The following is an 18,556-nucleotide window of genomic DNA, read 5'->3' on the forward strand; positions in this document are numbered from 1 at the left end:
TTTCGACGCCCCTCATTCATCGGCGACTCGTAATATATTACAGAATTTATCACAAAAGGTCAATACTTTTTTATCAAAAATTATTTTCTCTATAGTTTATTAATATCTTCCTATATTAATTTCATTCTTAATATAACGCTGTAATTTATATAAATAGTGCTTTGACAAAAACCAGCTCTTGGCTTGTGGTATAATGGCGCAGGTTCACTTCGTTGTCTATAAATTAAATTGCCTGACGCGTAGCACAAAAGAGCATTACCAGCTGACACAGGTAGCACATCATCTAAAAGAAATACAACACCGTTCAGTACGCCCGGAACATTCAAAGAAGAGGATATTTCCAGCATTGACACTAATGGCAATGGACAGGTGACAATTAAAGAAACCAAAGATGCAGGTTACAGCATGCCGATAACGAGTGACCACTGGCTATACCCTTATATGCGCGATAATGATGGTATGGTAGGTGAGTAAGGCCATCCGATCAATAACAATAAGCTTGAGTTACCCCTAAGCTTATTTTTTTGTGCTAAATGAATTAACAGTATTCTTCGGCTTTTATTGTACGTCTACACTTTCATTCGGCAGTTTCAGTGCGTAACGTTATAAATCCCCATCAATCTGAAGGAACCTCTTAATATAAGATACCTCTACAAACATATCCCTCCCACAAAATATTTTTTCCTATACCTCTCGACAAAACGAAAATTTATTCCTAAAAATAAAGGAACGAACTTTCTTTTTTCTGTGAGGTGTTTTCCTTGCCTAAACCTTTACCCAGTCGTTCCATTATGTGTATCGATATGAAGTGCTTCTATGTAAGTTGTATCGCCATGCTGGAAGGATTAGACGTAATGAAAATACCGATTGCCGTTATTGCTAATTTCCAACAGCCAGGAAGCGTTGTGCTCGCTGCGTCGCCACCAATGAAAGAACGATTTCATATTAAAACAGGGAACCGGCGCTTTGAGATTCCCAAACACCCTGATATTAAGCTGTTTGAACCGAAAATGTCCTTCTTTCTTGATATGTCAGTTGCGATTACAAAACTCATCGCACAGTTTGTCCCGAGAGAAGCGATTCATGTGTACAGTATTGATGAAAGCTTCGTTGATCTGACGGGAACGGAGCAATTATGGGGATCCCCTGTCGAAACAGCAAAAGCCATTCTGCAAGCAATCTATCATCAATTTCGTATCCCTTCTGCTGTTGGGATGGGTCCGAATATGCTGATGGCAAAGTCAGCACTCGATCTGGAGGCCAAAAAAACAGGCTTTGCAAAATGGACCTATGATGATGTTCCAATTAAACTTTGGATCATTCACCCTCTCTCCGCCATGTGGGGATCGGGAAGCAAGTGGAGAAAAGGTTAAATAATATGGGTATCTTTAGCATCTTGGCACATACGGATTTACAACGTTAAGAGATTTTTTCTTATTTTAACAACGTTAAGGAATTCGTAACGGTCGAAGTTTCTCTGGATTACGACTAGTTTTAGTCTTAAAGTGATATTCATCTATGAAATTGATATGCTTTCATATAAATTCATACTACAAAAATTTAATGTTTTTAAATAGACATGCCTGGCTAATTGCACATTCACAACTAGCTGGGCATTTTTATTTTTCGGGAATTGGTATAGCCAACAGTTTGGTAGGCATATAAACCTATCCACTCCGTAAATTTAACATCTTTTGACTCACACTTTATTTTTCAATGTTGATAGAGTCTTGATGTTTTATTGTTATACTGCATTTACAAACGGAAAGGAGCTATTTAAATATGAATGATAAATATATCTTGCAGATAAAAAATTTAACCAAAAAATACAAAAAGTCCATTGTATTAAATGATGTATCAATAAATGTAAGAGAAAATACTATTTATGCCCTTTTGGGGCCCAACGGTGCTGGAAAGTCTACAACATTGAAAGTCATCTCCGGCCTGCTCAAAAAAACTTCAGGCGAGTTACTTTTCAATGGGCATTCGTGGAGTAGAAAAGACTTGATTGATATCGGAGCTTTAATTGAAAACGCCCCCCTTTACGGTAACTTAACGGCAAGAGAGAATTTAGACGTGATAAATACAATTTTAGGATTGCCTAAAGAACGCATTCAAGAAGTGCTTGAAATCGTCGGATTAACAGAGACAGGAAATAAAAAGGTCATGCATTTTTCCATGGGGATGAAGCAACGTTTAGGGATTGCTCTTGCCATTCTAAATCGCCCAAAGCTGTTAATTCTGGATGAGCCGACGAATGGATTAGATCCCATTGGGATACAAGAGTTAAGAAAATTAATTACTTCTTTTCCAAAGCAGGGTATGACGGTTCTTCTGTCCAGCCATTTATTATCAGAAGTAGCCCATCTCGCTGATGATATTGGCATTATCAGTAATGGAAAAATCGGATACGAAGGGAAGTACCATTCGTATGAAAACTTGGAAGGGCTATTTACCGATGTGGTAAATAATAACCGTACATTATAGGAGGTAATTATATTGTATCTAGATTTAAAGTCAGAATTTCTTAAAACAAAAAGAACAAATATCAGAAAAATGGTATTTATCATTCCTATCATCTGTTCCCTGCTTGCGGTAGGATTTAATTTTCTGGGTGGATCAGAGATTGTGCGTCTGTCTGTCGAGACAATTATAAATCATTGGGGAATAATATGGGTTTCTGTTTTTATCGCCCTTACTACTGGGCTTCTAAATAATCTTGAAAAAAAAGGCACCCATTTTAAAACAATTATTGGTTTACCAATAAACCTTCATAAGAAAGAAATAAGCAGAACTTTATTGATTTCTGGATTTTTGGCAATAGGATCTCTAACATTAATTATGCTACTGATCCTTGCAAGTTTACTGATTCAGACTACTCCTTATTTAGTTCCTCTTTCATCTTGTATTGTTGCTGTTTTCTTAACTTACTTTGTTACTTTATGGCAAGTGCCGTTCTGTTTATGGCTGTCGAGAAAAACGAACTTATTTATTACTTTATTATTAAACAGCATGCTGAATTTAAATCTGGGCTCTATCTTTGCCCCTACAGAGGATTGGTGGATGATTCCATACAGTTGGCACTTAAGAATGCTGATGCCTGTTACGCAGCTGCACTCCAACGGTATACCCTTACCGGAAAACGATGGCCTACTGAACTACTCGGTAGTGCCGATAGCAATCATTCTAGGGCTGGTATTCTTTATTCTACTTACCTTTATCACAGCAAAGTCATTTAACAAAATAGAGGTGAAATAATGCAGCAATTTTATAAATCCTTATCAGGAGAGTTCAAAAAGAGAAAGAGAAGTACCTTTTTATTATTACACCTATATCTTCCCCTTTTCTTAACCGGCATTCTAATGCTTTATTATTTTTCCAGAAATGCTCCCCTAAGTGCAGCAGCAAGTTATATTGTTTTTTTCCAGATAATCGGGATTACTACTCCTGTTATCATCTCTATCCTATGTGGAATGGTAGCTGACGCGGAAAGTGAAGCAGGGGGGTTTCAAAATATACTTGGCTTGACTCAGAGTAAGACCACCTCTTTCTTAAGTCAGATAACAATGATGATTCTCTCGTATAGTGCAGCAATTTTTTTTGCATTAACAATGTATGTATTAGCTTTAAAATTTGTTATGGATGTGGGAGAAGTTAATTTACCCCTTTATTACTTAACAGGAGCAATTTTTATAGCAGCTGCTATTTTTCAATATTTTTTCTATCACTACATTAGTTATAAACACAGTATAGAAATATCTGGTATATTTGGTTTTATAGGATTGATCATTAACGCGCTATGTTTAACGACACTAGGTGATAAAATATGGGGATTCATTCCTTGGGCATGGGCCAACAGATTTAGCGATTACTTAAAAGATTCTTCCCTGTTACTGAATATAGAAGTCTCCAAAGATCCTATGATCATAACAGGACTCTATTCTTTCTTTATCCTGACATGCTTGATCATTTTTTTAAATATTGTTTGGATTAATAAATGGGAAGGCAGAAAAACAACCTAAATTTAATGATGAGGTAATTTCACATGGCGAATATTCTAGCTATCGATGATGATGCAGCAATTTTAAGGCTGATTAAAAAAATGTTAGAAATGAAAAATCACACTGTTACTACTATTCAAGATATAAAAGATATTACGATTGCAGAAATAAATAAACACCATCTTCTTCTCTTAGATGTAATGATGCCTGGGGAAGATGGCTTTGATATCTGTACAAAAATTAGACCTTTAATTCACATACCCATTATTTTTATGACGGCTAAAAGTGATGAATCTTCTATCATTAAAGGCTTATCTATTGGTGGAGATGATTATATCATAAAGCCATTCAGCATACATGAAGTAAATGCACGAATTGAAGCACACTTAAGGAGAGAAGCCCGACCAAAAAGAGAAGCCGCAAGTGCATTTATCGACAATAATATTTTTATCGATTTAGAAGCCAAAAAAGTCATTTTCCAAGGACAGGAAATAACTCTTACCAAGATTCAATATAAAATTTGTGAATTACTTGCATTGCATAAAGGAAAAGTATTTTCTAAAGAAGGTATTTATGAAGCTGTTTATTCAATGGATAGTGATTCACAAATTTCAACGGTGGTTGAACATATTAGGGTCATCCGCAAGAAGTTTGCCCAATATAATTTATCTCCTATCAATACAGTATGGGGAGTAGGATATATATGGGAATAAAAAATACATTATCGGTTTACTTTCTAAAATGGATTATCAATATTTGCTTTGTCGGTCTGCTTATTCTTTTATCTAATATTATGTTCGTAAATTGGGGAATCAGCCAACAGCTCTTTTTGCCGGCAAATGCGCCAATAAATATAGCAGAAAAAATAAAAAACGAAATAGTTAATAAAAACACCATTGATCCCGGCATTCTCCCCTCAGAATTGGATTATGTCATCTTTCAGAAAAAAACAGGCACACTCGTTAAAAGTAATATGAGTTCTAGAAATATAAAAAAAGCAAAAGAAGCCTTTTTGAACAATACTAATAATAAGTCTAATTCTTTTATCCAATATGACAGTCAAAATGAAGTTATTTTGATCCACTATAATTTAAAAGTCCAATTTAAAAATGCAGAATTAAGAAAAGCTTTTCCTAACCCTGGGATTTCTTTGACTATCCTTTCAGCATTGATTTATTTCATTTATTTGATTTCAAATATCAGGAAATTTTCTCGTATAATTATTCAGGAGAATCAAAAATTAATTAAAGTAACAAATAAAATAAAGAAGAGAGATTTAAATTTTGAATTTCCCCAGGTCCGATTTAATGAGTATAAAGATGTAATGGAGGCAATGGAAAGTTTATCCGAGGCACTCGTTAAATCCATCCAAAAAGAAATACAGGCTACTAACTCAAAAACAGAACAAATTAATTATTTAGTACACGATATAAAAATCCCCTTAACTGTAATCAAAGGAAATGTGGAGTTATTAGAAACAATGGTTATAAACGAAGACATACAAGAAAGTTTTAACGATATCCTAAATTCTATCAAACAAATTGAACGTTATATTCAAGATGTTATTGATATTAACTTAAATAACAAGAAAATAGATATGATAAAAGATGAATTGTTTATATTTGATTTTCTAAAAATTTTGGAAATAGAGGTCAAAAGCCTTGGCGCTAATGTAGTGATAGAAGATGATACAGAAAAGGGAACGAAAGTTTTAATAGACGTACGTTTACTCATCCGGGCAATAAATAATATCGTTCTAAATGGGATTGAAAGAACACCTAAGGACGAAAACGTAAAAATCACTATAACACAAAATCAAGACAGCATTCAGTTCATTATTACGGACCAGGGTCCTGGATTTTCAGAAGACTCTCTCCAAAAAGCCACTGAGTTGTTCTACACTGAAAATGAGGGACGTACAAATAACAGTCATTATGGTTTAGGTCTAACATTTACAGAGAAAGTAATTAAGCAGCATAATGGCAGCATAACACTTAGAAATACTGCCATGAACTCTGGAGAAGTCATTGTAGAGTTACCAATACTAAAAAAGGCATAAATACTTAAAGAGAAAGGTTTCAAGAACTAAAGTAGATTCTCGTCAGTAAAAAAAGATGGTTGATTATTGAAAAATAATCCAACCATCTGCCTGTAAAACTATACTGTTTGCAATTTACTCAGCACCCTTTGGCCATATAAAGTTTGGTATGCGTATACATAAAGCTTATCTTCAAAATCACGATTAATTTCAAATAGCCTATTAAAGTGCATATGGATTATACTTCCCAGAATGTTAGCAAAGTCATTTGTAAGTTCCTCATTACTTTTTATACATTGACTATAGACTTTAACACTGTCGCTTCTATGTTCTAAAATCTTTATAATTTTTTTCAAGTCACTACTTCCTAAATTGTCCCAATTATTATAGGAATCCAATTCCTTAACAAAATCAAATTCTTCATCTTTAAATTGTTTTCTATAGGTATCATAGTTTTTCAAATTTACCTTTAAGAAGCTTAATTGATTTTCAAAATCCAATCCAAAATCATTTAAATAGTGCAGCAGTGAAATTACTCCTGCCTGCTCCTTACTGATATTGTTTTTACGCATTACTTCAAGCAACTCCATAGTAACTAAACTATCTTGATAGAATAAATGCTCAGCTTTATCTATCAATGAAGGTCCCCCATACCTATTAACTTCAGGGAAATACGTATTAATTTCTACTTCATGTATAATATCCATTTCTTGTAATTCAACAATGTAATTGCTTAGCTGTTTGTAAATAATTAAGAGATTCTCAGAGGACTCTGAATGAAACCTTAATCTTATATGTGGTTTTGGATCATTGTATCTCATATAAAAGAATTTATTATAAGTTTTATGATCTAGGTTATTTAGAATAAAGTAATTTAAGAAACTTATTAATTCTGTTTGACGTTCCTCAGAACCATATAATTTTAAAAATAACCACTTTTTAAAAGGAGGATAACTAACTTTATGATAACTATTCCTATTACTGATCATATTCTCAGAGTTCTTCTTTCGATACTCTTCTTTTAAAATAAACGGAATTACTACTTCTGCTGAAAATGATTCATCGTGTATATTAATAGGAGCCTTCCCATCTTCCATTTTTTCTAATGTAGTACTTGGAAACTTAAATAAATTTTTATATAACAAATTGAGATCATTACTCTTTGTTAAATCCAGCAAAATACGTTGGTCAGCAAACTGTAAATAAACTTTATTTGGTACAGAATTGGCATCCTTAAACTTTTTGAATTCAATCAGAAATTCTTGAAGATTATGTTTTTCTTTAAGTTGCCTCCGTAGATTTTCTAAGCTCCACTTTTCATTTGAAAGAATAATATTTTTATAACGTATTTCTGGTATATAAGGAAATTCTTTATAATATATTCCCCATGGAGTATCACTCCATTCCAAATCTTGATTTAGAGTAATATCACTTAATATACGAATAATATTACTCGATGAACTTAGATTCAGCATATTCATTCCTGAAATATTAATCAACCTACCATTTTGTTTATTTCTCAAATAAAATCTATCGTTATCACATCCAATGAGTATATCATTTAAGGTTAGTTCTTTTTGTGTATTATATGAATTCGTGAACATCGAGAGGTTATAGTCCTTTGGAGTATTACTAGCCATAACATTTGCCATTCTAACAGCTGACGGAATAAAACTTAGCTCGACTTGATCTATATCTTTTTCTTTTAAATTTAAACTTATTTCTTCTAGAACTTCTGAGAATTTATCATTCAGATGACTAAATCTTCCGAATGTTTTCCCCGCAGCTGGAGAACCTATGTTAGGACCTAAGTAAAAGAGATTTTCGCCCTTAACGTTTTGCCTCGGAATAAAATTCAGTTCTAAAGAGCTTGGTAATTTCTGCTCATTCACTTTCAACTTAAGCTTATTAATATCTTCATCAGTAATGACTATAGATTGATTAGTTTTTATAGCAGTTAGATACTTATCTATAAAAAATTTTTTCAGTAAACTATAATCTTCAGTCTTTTGAGGAATATCATGGCTAAACTTATTACTAGGGTTTCTATAGTTTCTTAAAGCCCCAATTCCAGCTACTTCATCTAATACCTCTGAAATGGGAACTTCTACAAAGGTACCGAATTTTTCAGTAAATTTTAATCGATATTCTATAAAGTAGTTCTGATAGCTATCGGAATTTTCCATTTCAGAAGCAAATATCATAAACAATGTAATACAATCATTAATATTTTTAATATCACTCTCATTAATGATATTTGTATTAATACATAATTCTGTATCTACTTGTAAATGTTTTTCATTAGGAAAAGAGGTTATCTCCCTCAACTTCTTTTGGATTGTTAAATAAATTTCATTTGCTTGACCAATCGGAGTATTATTATACTTATGAATTAATGAATGCACCTCATTCAAAGGCTCTCCGTATATCTTATCTAACTGAGGAATCTTACTTAATCTATCGATTGTATACATTAAAAGATCTGTGTTACAAATTGGCGGTCTTAGCTCAGAAATAATAAATTCTTTTTCAATTAAAGTTTTTACATATTGTATAAGGTCGCCGATTTCTCTATTGGGGTATTGAGCCTGTAATATCTGTACAATTTTTTGAAATGGTACATGCTCTTTCGTACACCATTTTTCTATAAGCATTAGAGGATTTCCATAGTTAACATGTATTTCTAAATTTTTTCCATCTAAATTATAGGGAAGGTATAGCCGATTTCCTTTACGATAAGCAGCAGAATTCATCTTAAAGCTTAAATCAATTAAATGATCTACTTCGATTTTCTTTATTAATTTAAAAATCCACTCAACATCAATACGGCTCTTCTTTCTATATTCAATTTTTGAAGGCATAAGAGCTTCATTGTCCTTTAAATCAAGCACAGTAACCCCTGCAAACAAACCAAAAGGTGTTGTTCTTGTCGCAGCTCTATTAATATAATTACTTAGAGATGTCACAAGATTTCTCTGCTTTTTTTTAGATAGCATAGAGAAATCTTTATTCATCAATGTATGATATATATTTTCACTTGCTATTAAAAGCTGTTCCCCAAGAAATCTATCATTCTTTATGACTTCTATATTACTTTCAATATCATCATATTTTTCAAGTAAAGAGGTTGGTTGTAGTGGAACCCTTAGCATATATTTACTGGTAGGTATGAAATAGTTATACATAATTCAACATCCTTTCCCTTAAATCTAATCATCTAATAAAAATGCAGTATCCCAAATAGGTAGACTCTCTTCTTCAAAGGCCAGCAGAGTAAGGAGAACCCCTGATACACCTTGTAATAACCCAATCGAGTTTAGTTTTAATAATGAATTATCTTTAGCTTCAATATCGTAAAATCCGAATGGGTTCTTCTCGCTAAAAAACTCCTTTGTTTTTTCTTTTAATCTTATGGATTCTTCATAAAACTCTTTTATGTTAGTTTTTTCAAAAAACCTTTTATAAAGATATGCTATACCAGCATATCCATGGCAAAAAGAAGGTGAAAACACTTGTTGTTCATTGCCTATTAGGTCCTTCATTGCTTTTTTAGCTATTTCAGCAAGCTCATTATCATTAAGCGCTTCTGCAGCTGTTAATAAAGAAAATGCAGTTCCTGGAGTCCCATAGCACCAAGCTGAACGTGTTGGTAAATCGAGCAGAGCATTTGAATTTATATAGTATTCTACGTCTATCATCCCGGCCCAATTATTATCGTTGTGATTTTTGAGTTTTATTAAATCTTCGGTGATTCTTTTTATTGCATCTCTGTGGCCATCTACAGTGATTCCTCTTTTATAAGCCTTACTCAGGATAACTAAAGGGCCAGAAATACCATGTGATAATCCAACATTCAATATTCCATTTCTATAGCTATTTTTCTCGCTATCCGAAAATAAAAATTCATTTTGTATATGCCATTTAGGAATATTACAACCTAAAAATTCTTTATAGTCAGATAGCGAAACGAAATAGGTTAAAATTCTCTTTAAATATTCCTCACTCATTACATCGTTATTTATCGTAAAAAGATAATTTGCGATGCCTGCTAATCCTTCAATGGCATCATAGTCAAACATATGATAGTTTGTCTTATTTTTTAAATTCAATAAGACCTCATCTAATTGTTGATACAAAAAAGTATCTAATGATTTTTGCAACTTAGAATAATAAGCCCCTTCCATGCTAGCTATCCTTACTGCTAAAGCAATGCCTGCCGTTCCTGAAAAGAGAGAAGAACCATATATTCCTTCTTCCCTAATTAAAGTAACCATTTGCTGAATATACTTATGAGAATATTCTATCCAGCCATTATTTTTATCCGTTATTTCTAAGTTAGTAAATAGAATACTTAAAGCTGGATAGCCATGACTAAGCGTTAATGGAAAAAGAGTTTGGACAATAGGGCCAGCATTCTGATATTCAATTTCATTCTTTTTTGACTCAGTTTCTATATAGGATATATCAGCTAACCGTAAAGCTATATCTCGTATATTGAGGTCTCTCATAATTCACCACATCTTTCTTTTGCAATAATTTATTATTGAATTTGAACTAAATTCTTTGCTGAACTATCAATTTGATCTTTCTCGTATAAATTACGATATACTTCACAACTCTTTATTAAATCTGAATGACTTCCAATTCCTTCAATTACGCCATTATTAATAACTAAAATTTTGTCGGATTTTTTCGCCATAGAAACTTTATGAGTGATAAAAATGCTAATTTCCTTAGTGGCTAATTTGAAGAAACTTTCAAATACATTCTTTTCAGAAATGGCATCTAATGCTGAGCTAGGTTCATCTAATAAGAATAGTGACGCCTCTCTATAATAAGCTCTTGCAATTGCAACCTTTTGCCACTGTCCTCCTGATAACTGCGTTCCCTCATCAAACCAATTACCTAACTGGGAGTCTAATTCATATCCCCCTGTATTATTTTTTAAAAAGGTAGCATCGGCGAGCTCTAAAGTTTCATTTATTCTTAATGAATTGTTCATATTGGAAACATCCCCTAAAGAAACATTGTCCCCAAGGGTAAATTCATATTTTAAATAATCTTGAAAAAGTACAGAAATACATTTTCTATAACTTTCTTTATCGATCTTTTTAAGGTCTACTCCGTTAATTAATATTTCACCAATATAATTAGTGTACAGCCCACAAATTAATTTAAGAATGGTACTTTTACCAGATCCATTTATTCCAATGATCGCAAGTAATTCACCTTTTTTAATGTGAAAAGATATATTTTTTAAAGTGTTTTTATTTCCATCATAACTAAAGGAAACATTTCTAAATTCAATTTCATTAATTGAATTTATTTCAATGGCACTACCTCTTTCATCTTCTATCTCTAAACTTAAAAATTCATCTAATAGTTGCATATAGAGATTACTCTCATACAGCTGATAGATATTATTTATTAATAATTGGCTGTTAGATTGAACCATACTAATAGATCTAATATAGGTCGCTACATTTCCAATTAATAATTTACCTGTGAATGCACTAATTACAGCAATGAAAACAACGATACCTAAACATATATCTTGAATTATATTGAATACAAAACTATATATCATTTTCTTTTTGTTTATATTATTATCTTGATCTCTGAATCGAGCTTTTAAGATACCAAATCGTTTTAAAAAGTAATTTTTCAATCCGTACATTCGTATCTCTTTAAAAGAAAAGTCATGCGTCATCAAATAACTGATATACCAAGCCTCTCTTTCAGAATTACTTCTTTCAAAATGTATTTTAAAGTTCTCTTGTGCAATCTTTAAATAATAATATAAAGACAAGAAAGGAAGTAATAAGAGGATCACAATTAAGTATGGTTTCCATAACAACAAAATTATGGAGGATAATATTATAGTGACAAAGGCCGAAATAATACCCAGTAAAGCTTGAAAGGTTTGAAAAGGCCTATATGCAACTTCGTTTTCAAGTCGCGTAAGTTTATTATATATATCTGAATCTTCAAATTCTCTCATAGAAAGTGAGCTGCTTTTTTCAATTATTAAATAGTTTATTTTATATTCAAGTTGAAGTCTCAACTTACCATTCAAGTAAGAAGATATATTTGTCAGAAAGTCAGAAAATAAATTAAACAACAAATAAATCAATAAAATAATACTTACTTCTTTTAAACCAGTTTCCTTTAATTCAATAGCATTTAATAGTTGTTGAAATAATAAAACAGAAATAATCGATGCCAAAGCAGTTCCAATTGTAAGGAATATAACATAAAAGAAGTTCTTTCCAGTAATATTAAAAATCAGACTAATTGTTTTCTTAAGAAGAACTAAATTTCCCTTTAGACTTTTCATGATTATCATTCCAATTTTTTGTATTGTGGTCTTTAAGTAAAATATTAAAAAATATATGCTTCTTTGTTAAATCTATTAACTTGCTAAGAAAAAGGACTTTAGTGCTTTTTCAGCACTAAAGTCTTAACTCTTATAAAAATTGATTTAAGTTACTTATTTCGCAGTTGTAGTAAAGCAAACCCATTTCCAGCAAGAACCCGGAGTACACATATATCTACTTCCAACCATTGGTTCTACTTGATTATCATTTGCCTCTTTTAAATTTAAATCAAAATCATCAAATTTTGGCATATAACTTCCCCCTTATTCGCTATTTTTTAACATTATAAATTACAGCAAATCCTCAACTCATATTTTTCATAATAAAAATTTTAAATTGAATAGTATAAATATAATAATGAAATTTACTTTATAAGCAAAATATCAAAATTACTTATTTCGCAGTTGTAGTAAAGCAAACCCATTTCCAGCAAGAACCCGGAGTACACATATATCTACTTCCAACCATTGGTTCTACTTGATTATCATTTGCCTCTTTTAAATTTAAATCAAAATCATCAAATTTTGGCATCAGCTATCCCTCCTCTTTGAAATTTAAGCAAAATATTAATTTACAATTTTTTATCAGAGCCTTATATGAGTTAAGCCTTGCAATTTCAATATATTTGAAAAAAATCAAGAAACTATCAACTTTATAAAAAAAATAAAGTTTTTTACATTTTTATAAATTATTACAAGTTATATATCATTTTATAACTTATAATCATTGCTACCTTACTTGCTCCAAAGTGGTGCAAATAAAGGTTTTTCAATACTAGAAATCACCTAAAGTTCATTATCCCTAATAAAAGTCATTTTTAAAAAAAGCCACCCTGTATGTTAAACCACTTACACAAGCAAGACTATGCCTCAATTACCTTCACTGGTTTAACATACAGGTGCAATTCTAGCCAATCCGAGGGGTGAAGGCCCCTTTGTAATATAGATTTTTAATATTAAGTAGGTAAGACAATGACCTCCTATATTTATGGTTATGCACGTGTAAGTACAAGGCAGCAAGAATTAAATCGAGGACTTGCTAAAACAATACAATTGCCACGAAATGTAATCGGTAATAATATCCATAAAGAAAGCTGATTGTCCGGGTGTTGCACTTCAAAAGTTAGGATAAAAACTAACTTTTTGGGAGTATTTTTATATGGTGAATATAGTTAAGAATTTAAACTGAAAGTGGTTCAGGGATATCTAGAAGGGCCACTAGGCTGTGTATTGTTAGCCAAAAAGGATAGTATTGCAACGTTCTGTCAAATTGTAAGCTGGGCACGTGCCTATAAAAAGTTTGGAATGGAAGGCAAAAACAAAGGACGGCCTCCTATGTCTAAAAATCAAAAAGCGAAACCAGTCAAACAAAAAAAGGATTCTCCAGGGAAGAGTAGCTAGAATGTGAAAACGAAATTCTACACCTGGAGATTGCCTATTAAAAAAAGTTTGACGCTTATCAGGAGAACTCGGATACCTTCCTCGAAAAGCACAGGCGCCGCCGGTATTCGAGCTCAAAGAAGAAGGGTTCTGTTTAATCGATGCATTGAAGATTGTTGATATGCTAGAGACAACGTATGATTATCCTATCCAGCAATCAAAGCAGAAAAATCCAGATAAAAAGTGGAAGGAGCTCATTTCAAGCTCTTTCGAAAAGCACGAAGGGCGCTATGGCTATCACTGGATTCATACGCGCAGGGATACGTGATTAATCATAAGAAAGTACAGTGCATTATGAACGAAATGGGTAAAATTCATTCATAAATGGCGCTATAAATACAAGTAGGGAAAGTAGCAAGAAATCGATTAAATCGACGTTTCCATACACTCTCCACCTTACAAAAACCGGAAACCTATGTGACGGATTTATTTAACTGTGAAATACTTGGATTTAGCATATCCAGACGCCCTACACTTGCATTTGCGACGGCCTCTTTGGAACAAGTACTTCTCGTGATCAAATCGCACAGCTATTACCGCACAACGATCCATTCAGAGTAGGGCTGGCACTATCAGCACAATTCATGGGTGAAAACATTAAAGCGCCATCAGATTTTCCAAAGTCTGTCTCGAAAGACGACATGGGGCTGACAATGCGGCTATGGAGAACTTCTTAGGTTTACTGCAACAGGAGATGTATTATGTAGAAGAATTACTATCAAATGAGGAATTGAAGCAGAAAATAGAAAGGTATATCCATTACTATAATAAAAAAATTAGCCGTTATGAGTCCGGTATAATACCGTACTTATACCAGCCAGTTAGCTATACATAACTAAAACTCTAACTTTTAGGAGTCACTCCCTTTACACTTATTTTAGGGCGACCAATTGCTTTAGTATGTTATAATCCCTCTTTCGTTCGTCGGACAATTAAAACTCTTTCAAACTGACTAAATATCTGATATACAGTCATCATTAACTTTTCTTGTAACGTAGAGGTGTCAAATTTTTCTTTAATGATAAGTAGCTTAATTTAGCTTTTTTCAAAGTAAGCAGCTAATCCAATTAAATCTTTCGTACTTCTCCGTAATCACGAAAAACTCTCAACCACTACGATATCTTCTGGTCGCAATTCCTCCTTCAAACGATTTCCAGGCACAGTTTCACGGTGCAGATGAAGAAATTCGGCCACTTTAATGATTTAATCCACTAGCATTAACAATCGGATGCTAGCTACCCGTCTTACCAGGAAAGCTTTTATTGATTTATATAGCTTTCATGTATTACGTTATACTTTTATAGTGCTCTCGATATAATCCTTACACATTTAATACAGCCCACCCTCGAGCATACAACAAAAATTGCAACTTTATATGACTGTAACTGTTAACCTTATTTATCCGCAACATCCCGTGCAGGTAAATCATCCCCCATTACTTGAGATCTTGCTAATCTTTCCACAACTCATCGATAAATTATTTATAAAAAATCTACGCATTTTGAAATTTAATAGAAATTAACCAAACAAAACTTTTATTTATTAAATTCTAGATTTAGGGGCTGGTTTGGTAGTTTATCACGGATACCAATATTCGTCGTCGGTGTTTTTTCATCTACCTCTTTAAAATGAAAACTATCTACCCATACTTTTCCTGTATCACCTATTAATAAAATACCAAAACAAATTGATTCACTTTCGCTTGGTACATCTAACACAATTGAATGTCGTCCCCAGTCTGTTGTCCCATAGATTGATCGGTCTTCCATATTATCAAAATGAATTACATCCCCCAATGTATTATTTACTTGCATCCAAACGCTGCATTTCATAACCTCTTCTGTCTTTAAAATACAACATAATTCCAGACGTTTCCCTTTATAATTATTAGCCTTGAACTCTTGTAGCATTACCCCAAATTGCTCTTTATCAACAATACCTTTTGGGTAAAAGCACCCTGAACTATTTCCGGATTGAAATTCTGTATAATCTTTTGTCAATTCATATGTATATGGATTGGAACCGCTTATCCTCCATCCATTCAAATATCCAGATTTCCGCATTTACTTTTCCTCCTTAGCATTTATATCTCTGTTCATTTTTCACTCTACTCTCATCGTAACAAATATAATTTATTTATTTTTGATATATATTGCTATATTAAAAATCACACTCCTCCTATAACCCCCATGACATAAAAAACTATAGAAATGAATAGAAATAAAATAGAAAAGAATAGAAAAGTTTAGCCTAGAATTGAATGAAATGGAGTGTGGAAGGATGTGCTAGAAACGAACCCAATGAAAGAAAAAGTAATGGAGATTCTGCAGGGGGATCCTCTTTATTCCGTCATATGCGAGACACCACTCGAAGAAACGTTGTACACCGATTCCTACCTGACTGACATCATCGAGAAGAAATTCTACTCCACCCCTGAAGTAGCTGCCTGGTTTGAAATTACAGACGCACAGCTGCGCTATTATATTAAGCCGTTTGAGCACTATATTTTCGATGATATGGCGGACAACCCAACAACAGCCACTGTCATTCGCCTGAATATGCCTTCCATTTTAAAGCTCCGGATGATTCTATTACTGAAAGATGAGTACCGGGTAAAAGGGCTGAAGCGACTTCTGGGCATCGACGAAAACGGCTATATCGTTAAACAGCCAGCTGCAACTACGGCACTCGCCCCACCGGATGAGCTGGCCAATAAAGTGGAAGTGCTCAGCAATGTCCTGCAGCAGATGATGCAGACAGGGCTATTCCATATGCAGCAGGATGACGAAAGCGGCGCTATGCAGATCACCATTAACGAGAGCTACTTGGCGCAAAATATTAATCTCCTTTCAATGGAATCCATCCAGCAGCTCAGCGAAGTTCAGGATAGAACAGAAAAGCTTACAGAAGAAAGCAAAAGCCTCCAAAAGCAAATCACGGAACTGAAAGAGGAAAACAAGAAGGATATCGCATTCAAAATACGGGAGCGGCAAATTGAAAATGAGGTTGTCTCTACACTACGCACGGAAGCGCTGGAGCAGTTTGCCGAACAAAAAAAGTCCGGGATTTTCGCAAAACTTTTCCGTTCTGCGCAAGTTGAACTGGAGAAGGAACGCTTTATCAATCAGTATTTGGCCAAACATTTATCGAAGCGTTTGGATAAGGCTTTGAGGGAGTATCATGAATCATCCTAATCTCCTCTAATAAAGAGGAGCAAGACTCTTTTAGGGATCCCGTCAGAAAAATGCAGAGTTACAATACTAAGAATAATACGACTTTATGCAGCAACAATAATGACACAGCACTCGATAAAACACGTCTCAACTAGTGCCAGCACTGTCTTTCGTCAAAATGCATAAATCAATATATAATCAAGGTTCATAAGCGTCAAATATCGCCTCTAAAAAAATAGACTGGCGCTATTTGACGTTTACGAATGATACCAGTAAAAAACTATGTTTTAAAGATGAATTTACACAATTGATCACTGTTATATGAATTGAACTGTTTATTAAAATCTATAAGCTGAATTAAGTTCCGTTTTCCTGTAAGTATATGTATTTCCGGGATGTGATTGAAATCTTCAAATTTGAGTAGTCCACCCTCCGTAGTAACTTTCTCACTATGCCCTTCCTGTTGCTTCAATAATTTATACCATATATTGATTCTTTGCCATCTTATCTCTGTAAAAATATAATGCGTTTGACCACCTTTCTTCACGTAGTAAATATCTTTGTTATTCCAGCTAAGGTTAAATGAGGGTCCGAATTTCTCTCTTAAATACTTAACAAGCTCCTCATTTATTTTATCAGGAAGTAAATCTTCCTGTAATATTTCGGAAAAATCACTTACTGTTAGAAAGCATAAATCAACATTTAATAAATAGTCAGCGCACTCTTTTCTATACGCATCTGCTACAGACATAAAACGTTTTTGTAAACTTGCATCAAAGTAATCTTGCTTTATTTTTTTCGGATTAGGAACAATAAAATAAATCCCTAGTGGTAATTTTTCATTCTCCAGTTTTTTAAAATGCCCATTATACCGTTTAAACTTTTCACTTAGAGCGATTCCTCTTTCATTTGATCTATCTATTTCTGCATAATAAGTCTCTTTAGATTTCATAATAATGAAGTCTGCTTTCATATTCCTAGTTGCTGCATATAAATTATTCGCAAAATCAATATTTAAATCTGGATATTGAATCATCAACAGATAGACATCTACCATTGCATCTACACACATCAATAAATGTTTAATTTGATTAGGTTTCGGCTTATATAAGCTATGTTTGAAATAGCCATAATCTCTAAAAAAACCCGTACCTTTATAAGGCTCCTTTATATTATAAAAATCTTGAAATAATTCTAGCCCTTTTTTGGTAAGATAGTAGAACCGTCTTTGTGAGATATCATCGCTATAAACAAAGTATTCTATGTAACCTTTCCTTTCTAATTTTTTCAACAACTCATAGGTCTTTGTTAACTCTCCAGATGTACATTTTTGATAAAGGGCTTTGGCTATTTGTTCTGCATTACCTCCTCTTGTTTTAGCTAAAAATTCTATTAATTGGGATTGTTTAACACTATTTCTTACAATGTTAGTAATCATATGTCCTCCTCCTTTTTTTGCATAATGACGCTATAGCGCTATAGGAGTACTTGAATAAGGTGCTTAAATGCCTACCATAACTTATTCAAG

Annotated in this window: 16 protein-coding genes and 2 pseudogenes; 10 read left to right on the forward strand and 8 right to left on the reverse strand. The window is 33.1% G+C overall.

Features of this window, described 5'->3' with window-relative positions:
• Positions 1–327 precede the first annotated feature (327 nt).
• From BOD01S_RS24030 to BOD01S_RS21750, 7 genes and pseudogenes are all read left to right on the forward strand, one after another.
• Positions 328–474, forward strand: a pseudogene (locus BOD01S_RS24030) (DNA/RNA non-specific endonuclease); the annotation flags it as partial.
• Between the two features lie 317 nt (positions 475–791).
• A pseudogene (locus BOD01S_RS21725) lies at positions 792–1,417 on the forward strand (Y-family DNA polymerase); the annotation flags it as partial.
• Positions 1,418–1,782: 365 nt separating this feature from the next.
• The gene (locus BOD01S_RS21730) at positions 1,783–2,487 is read left to right on the forward strand and encodes a lantibiotic protection ABC transporter ATP-binding protein (protein ID WP_036150260.1); all 705 of its coding nucleotides are present in this window, start codon (positions 1,783–1,785) and stop codon (positions 2,485–2,487) included.
• A 12-nt stretch (positions 2,488–2,499) separates the two neighbouring features.
• Positions 2,500–3,258, forward strand: a complete 759-nt coding sequence (locus BOD01S_RS21735) for a lantibiotic immunity ABC transporter MutE/EpiE family permease subunit (protein ID WP_052124662.1) — start codon at positions 2,500–2,502, stop codon at positions 3,256–3,258.
• On the forward strand, positions 3,258–4,022 hold the full coding sequence (locus BOD01S_RS21740) for a lantibiotic immunity ABC transporter MutG family permease subunit (RefSeq protein ID WP_036150262.1): 765 nt from the start codon (positions 3,258–3,260) through the stop codon (positions 4,020–4,022). Before BOD01S_RS21735 ends, BOD01S_RS21740 begins: the two co-directional genes overlap by 1 nt.
• A 23-nt stretch (positions 4,023–4,045) precedes the next feature.
• Positions 4,046–4,714: a response regulator transcription factor gene (locus BOD01S_RS21745; RefSeq protein ID WP_036150264.1), complete on the forward strand. Its 669-nt coding sequence runs from the start codon at positions 4,046–4,048 to the stop codon at positions 4,712–4,714.
• Entirely contained in the window at positions 4,705–6,060 is a 1,356-nt protein-coding gene (locus tag BOD01S_RS21750; protein WP_036150265.1) for a sensor histidine kinase, read from the forward strand. The genes BOD01S_RS21745 and BOD01S_RS21750 overlap by 10 nt, the downstream gene beginning before the upstream one ends.
• A 98-nt stretch (positions 6,061–6,158) precedes the next feature.
• On the opposite strand, the gene BOD01S_RS21755 is transcribed toward BOD01S_RS21750, so the two are convergent.
• From BOD01S_RS21755 to BOD01S_RS21775, 5 genes are all read right to left on the reverse strand, one after another.
• Positions 6,159–9,224, reverse strand: a complete 3,066-nt coding sequence (locus BOD01S_RS21755) for a lantibiotic dehydratase (protein ID WP_036150267.1) — start codon at positions 9,222–9,224, stop codon at positions 6,159–6,161.
• Positions 9,225–9,248: 24 nt separating this feature from the next.
• Positions 9,249–10,547 (reverse strand): lanthionine synthetase C family protein, encoded by a 1,299-nt coding sequence (locus BOD01S_RS21760; protein ID WP_036150269.1) that lies wholly within the window; start codon positions 10,545–10,547, stop codon positions 9,249–9,251.
• 32 nt (positions 10,548–10,579) lie between these two features.
• Positions 10,580–12,376, reverse strand: coding sequence for an ABC transporter ATP-binding protein (locus BOD01S_RS21765; RefSeq protein ID WP_052124663.1), 1,797 nt, complete (start codon positions 12,374–12,376; stop codon positions 10,580–10,582).
• 153 nt (positions 12,377–12,529) lie between these two features.
• Complete coding sequence (locus BOD01S_RS21770) at positions 12,530–12,667, reverse strand: gallidermin/nisin family lantibiotic (protein WP_063180406.1); 138 nt, start codon at positions 12,665–12,667, stop codon at positions 12,530–12,532.
• Positions 12,668–12,809: 142 nt separating this feature from the next.
• On the reverse strand, positions 12,810–12,947 hold the full coding sequence (locus BOD01S_RS21775) for a gallidermin/nisin family lantibiotic (protein ID WP_063180406.1): 138 nt from the start codon (positions 12,945–12,947) through the stop codon (positions 12,810–12,812).
• A 1,014-nt stretch (positions 12,948–13,961) separates the two neighbouring features.
• Between BOD01S_RS21775 and BOD01S_RS23115 the strand changes: the two genes are divergently transcribed.
• Both BOD01S_RS23115 and BOD01S_RS22755 read left to right on the forward strand, forming a co-directional pair.
• Positions 13,962–14,123, forward strand: a complete 162-nt coding sequence (locus BOD01S_RS23115) for a hypothetical protein (RefSeq protein WP_156116995.1) — start codon at positions 13,962–13,964, stop codon at positions 14,121–14,123.
• 393 nt (positions 14,124–14,516) lie between these two features.
• Positions 14,517–14,690: an IS3 family transposase gene (locus BOD01S_RS22755; RefSeq protein WP_081977854.1), complete on the forward strand. Its 174-nt coding sequence runs from the start codon at positions 14,517–14,519 to the stop codon at positions 14,688–14,690.
• A 68-nt stretch (positions 14,691–14,758) separates the two neighbouring features.
• Here BOD01S_RS22755 and BOD01S_RS23945 read toward each other — a convergent pair whose 3' ends face one another.
• Positions 14,759–14,890, reverse strand: coding sequence for a recombinase family protein (locus BOD01S_RS23945; protein ID WP_322787999.1), 132 nt, complete (start codon positions 14,888–14,890; stop codon positions 14,759–14,761).
• A gap of 500 nt (positions 14,891–15,390) precedes the next feature.
• Positions 15,391–15,918, reverse strand: coding sequence for a hypothetical protein (locus BOD01S_RS21785; protein WP_052124669.1), 528 nt, complete (start codon positions 15,916–15,918; stop codon positions 15,391–15,393).
• Between the two features lie 237 nt (positions 15,919–16,155).
• Here BOD01S_RS21785 and BOD01S_RS21790 point away from each other — a divergent pair, with 237 nt between their 5' ends.
• On the forward strand, positions 16,156–17,049 hold the full coding sequence (locus BOD01S_RS21790) for a hypothetical protein (protein ID WP_244887335.1): 894 nt from the start codon (positions 16,156–16,158) through the stop codon (positions 17,047–17,049).
• A 259-nt stretch (positions 17,050–17,308) separates the two neighbouring features.
• On the opposite strand, the gene BOD01S_RS21795 is transcribed toward BOD01S_RS21790, so the two are convergent.
• The gene (locus BOD01S_RS21795; RefSeq protein WP_036150319.1) at positions 17,309–18,466 is read right to left on the reverse strand and encodes a PadR family transcriptional regulator; all 1,158 of its coding nucleotides are present in this window, start codon (positions 18,464–18,466) and stop codon (positions 17,309–17,311) included.
• Between the last annotated feature and the right edge of the window lie 90 nt (positions 18,467–18,556).

Origin of the sequence: Lysinibacillus odysseyi 34hs-1 = NBRC 100172 (assembly GCF_001591965.1) — a bacterium.
GTDB classification, from domain to species: domain Bacteria; phylum Bacillota; class Bacilli; order Bacillales_A; family Planococcaceae; genus Lysinibacillus_B; species Lysinibacillus_B odysseyi.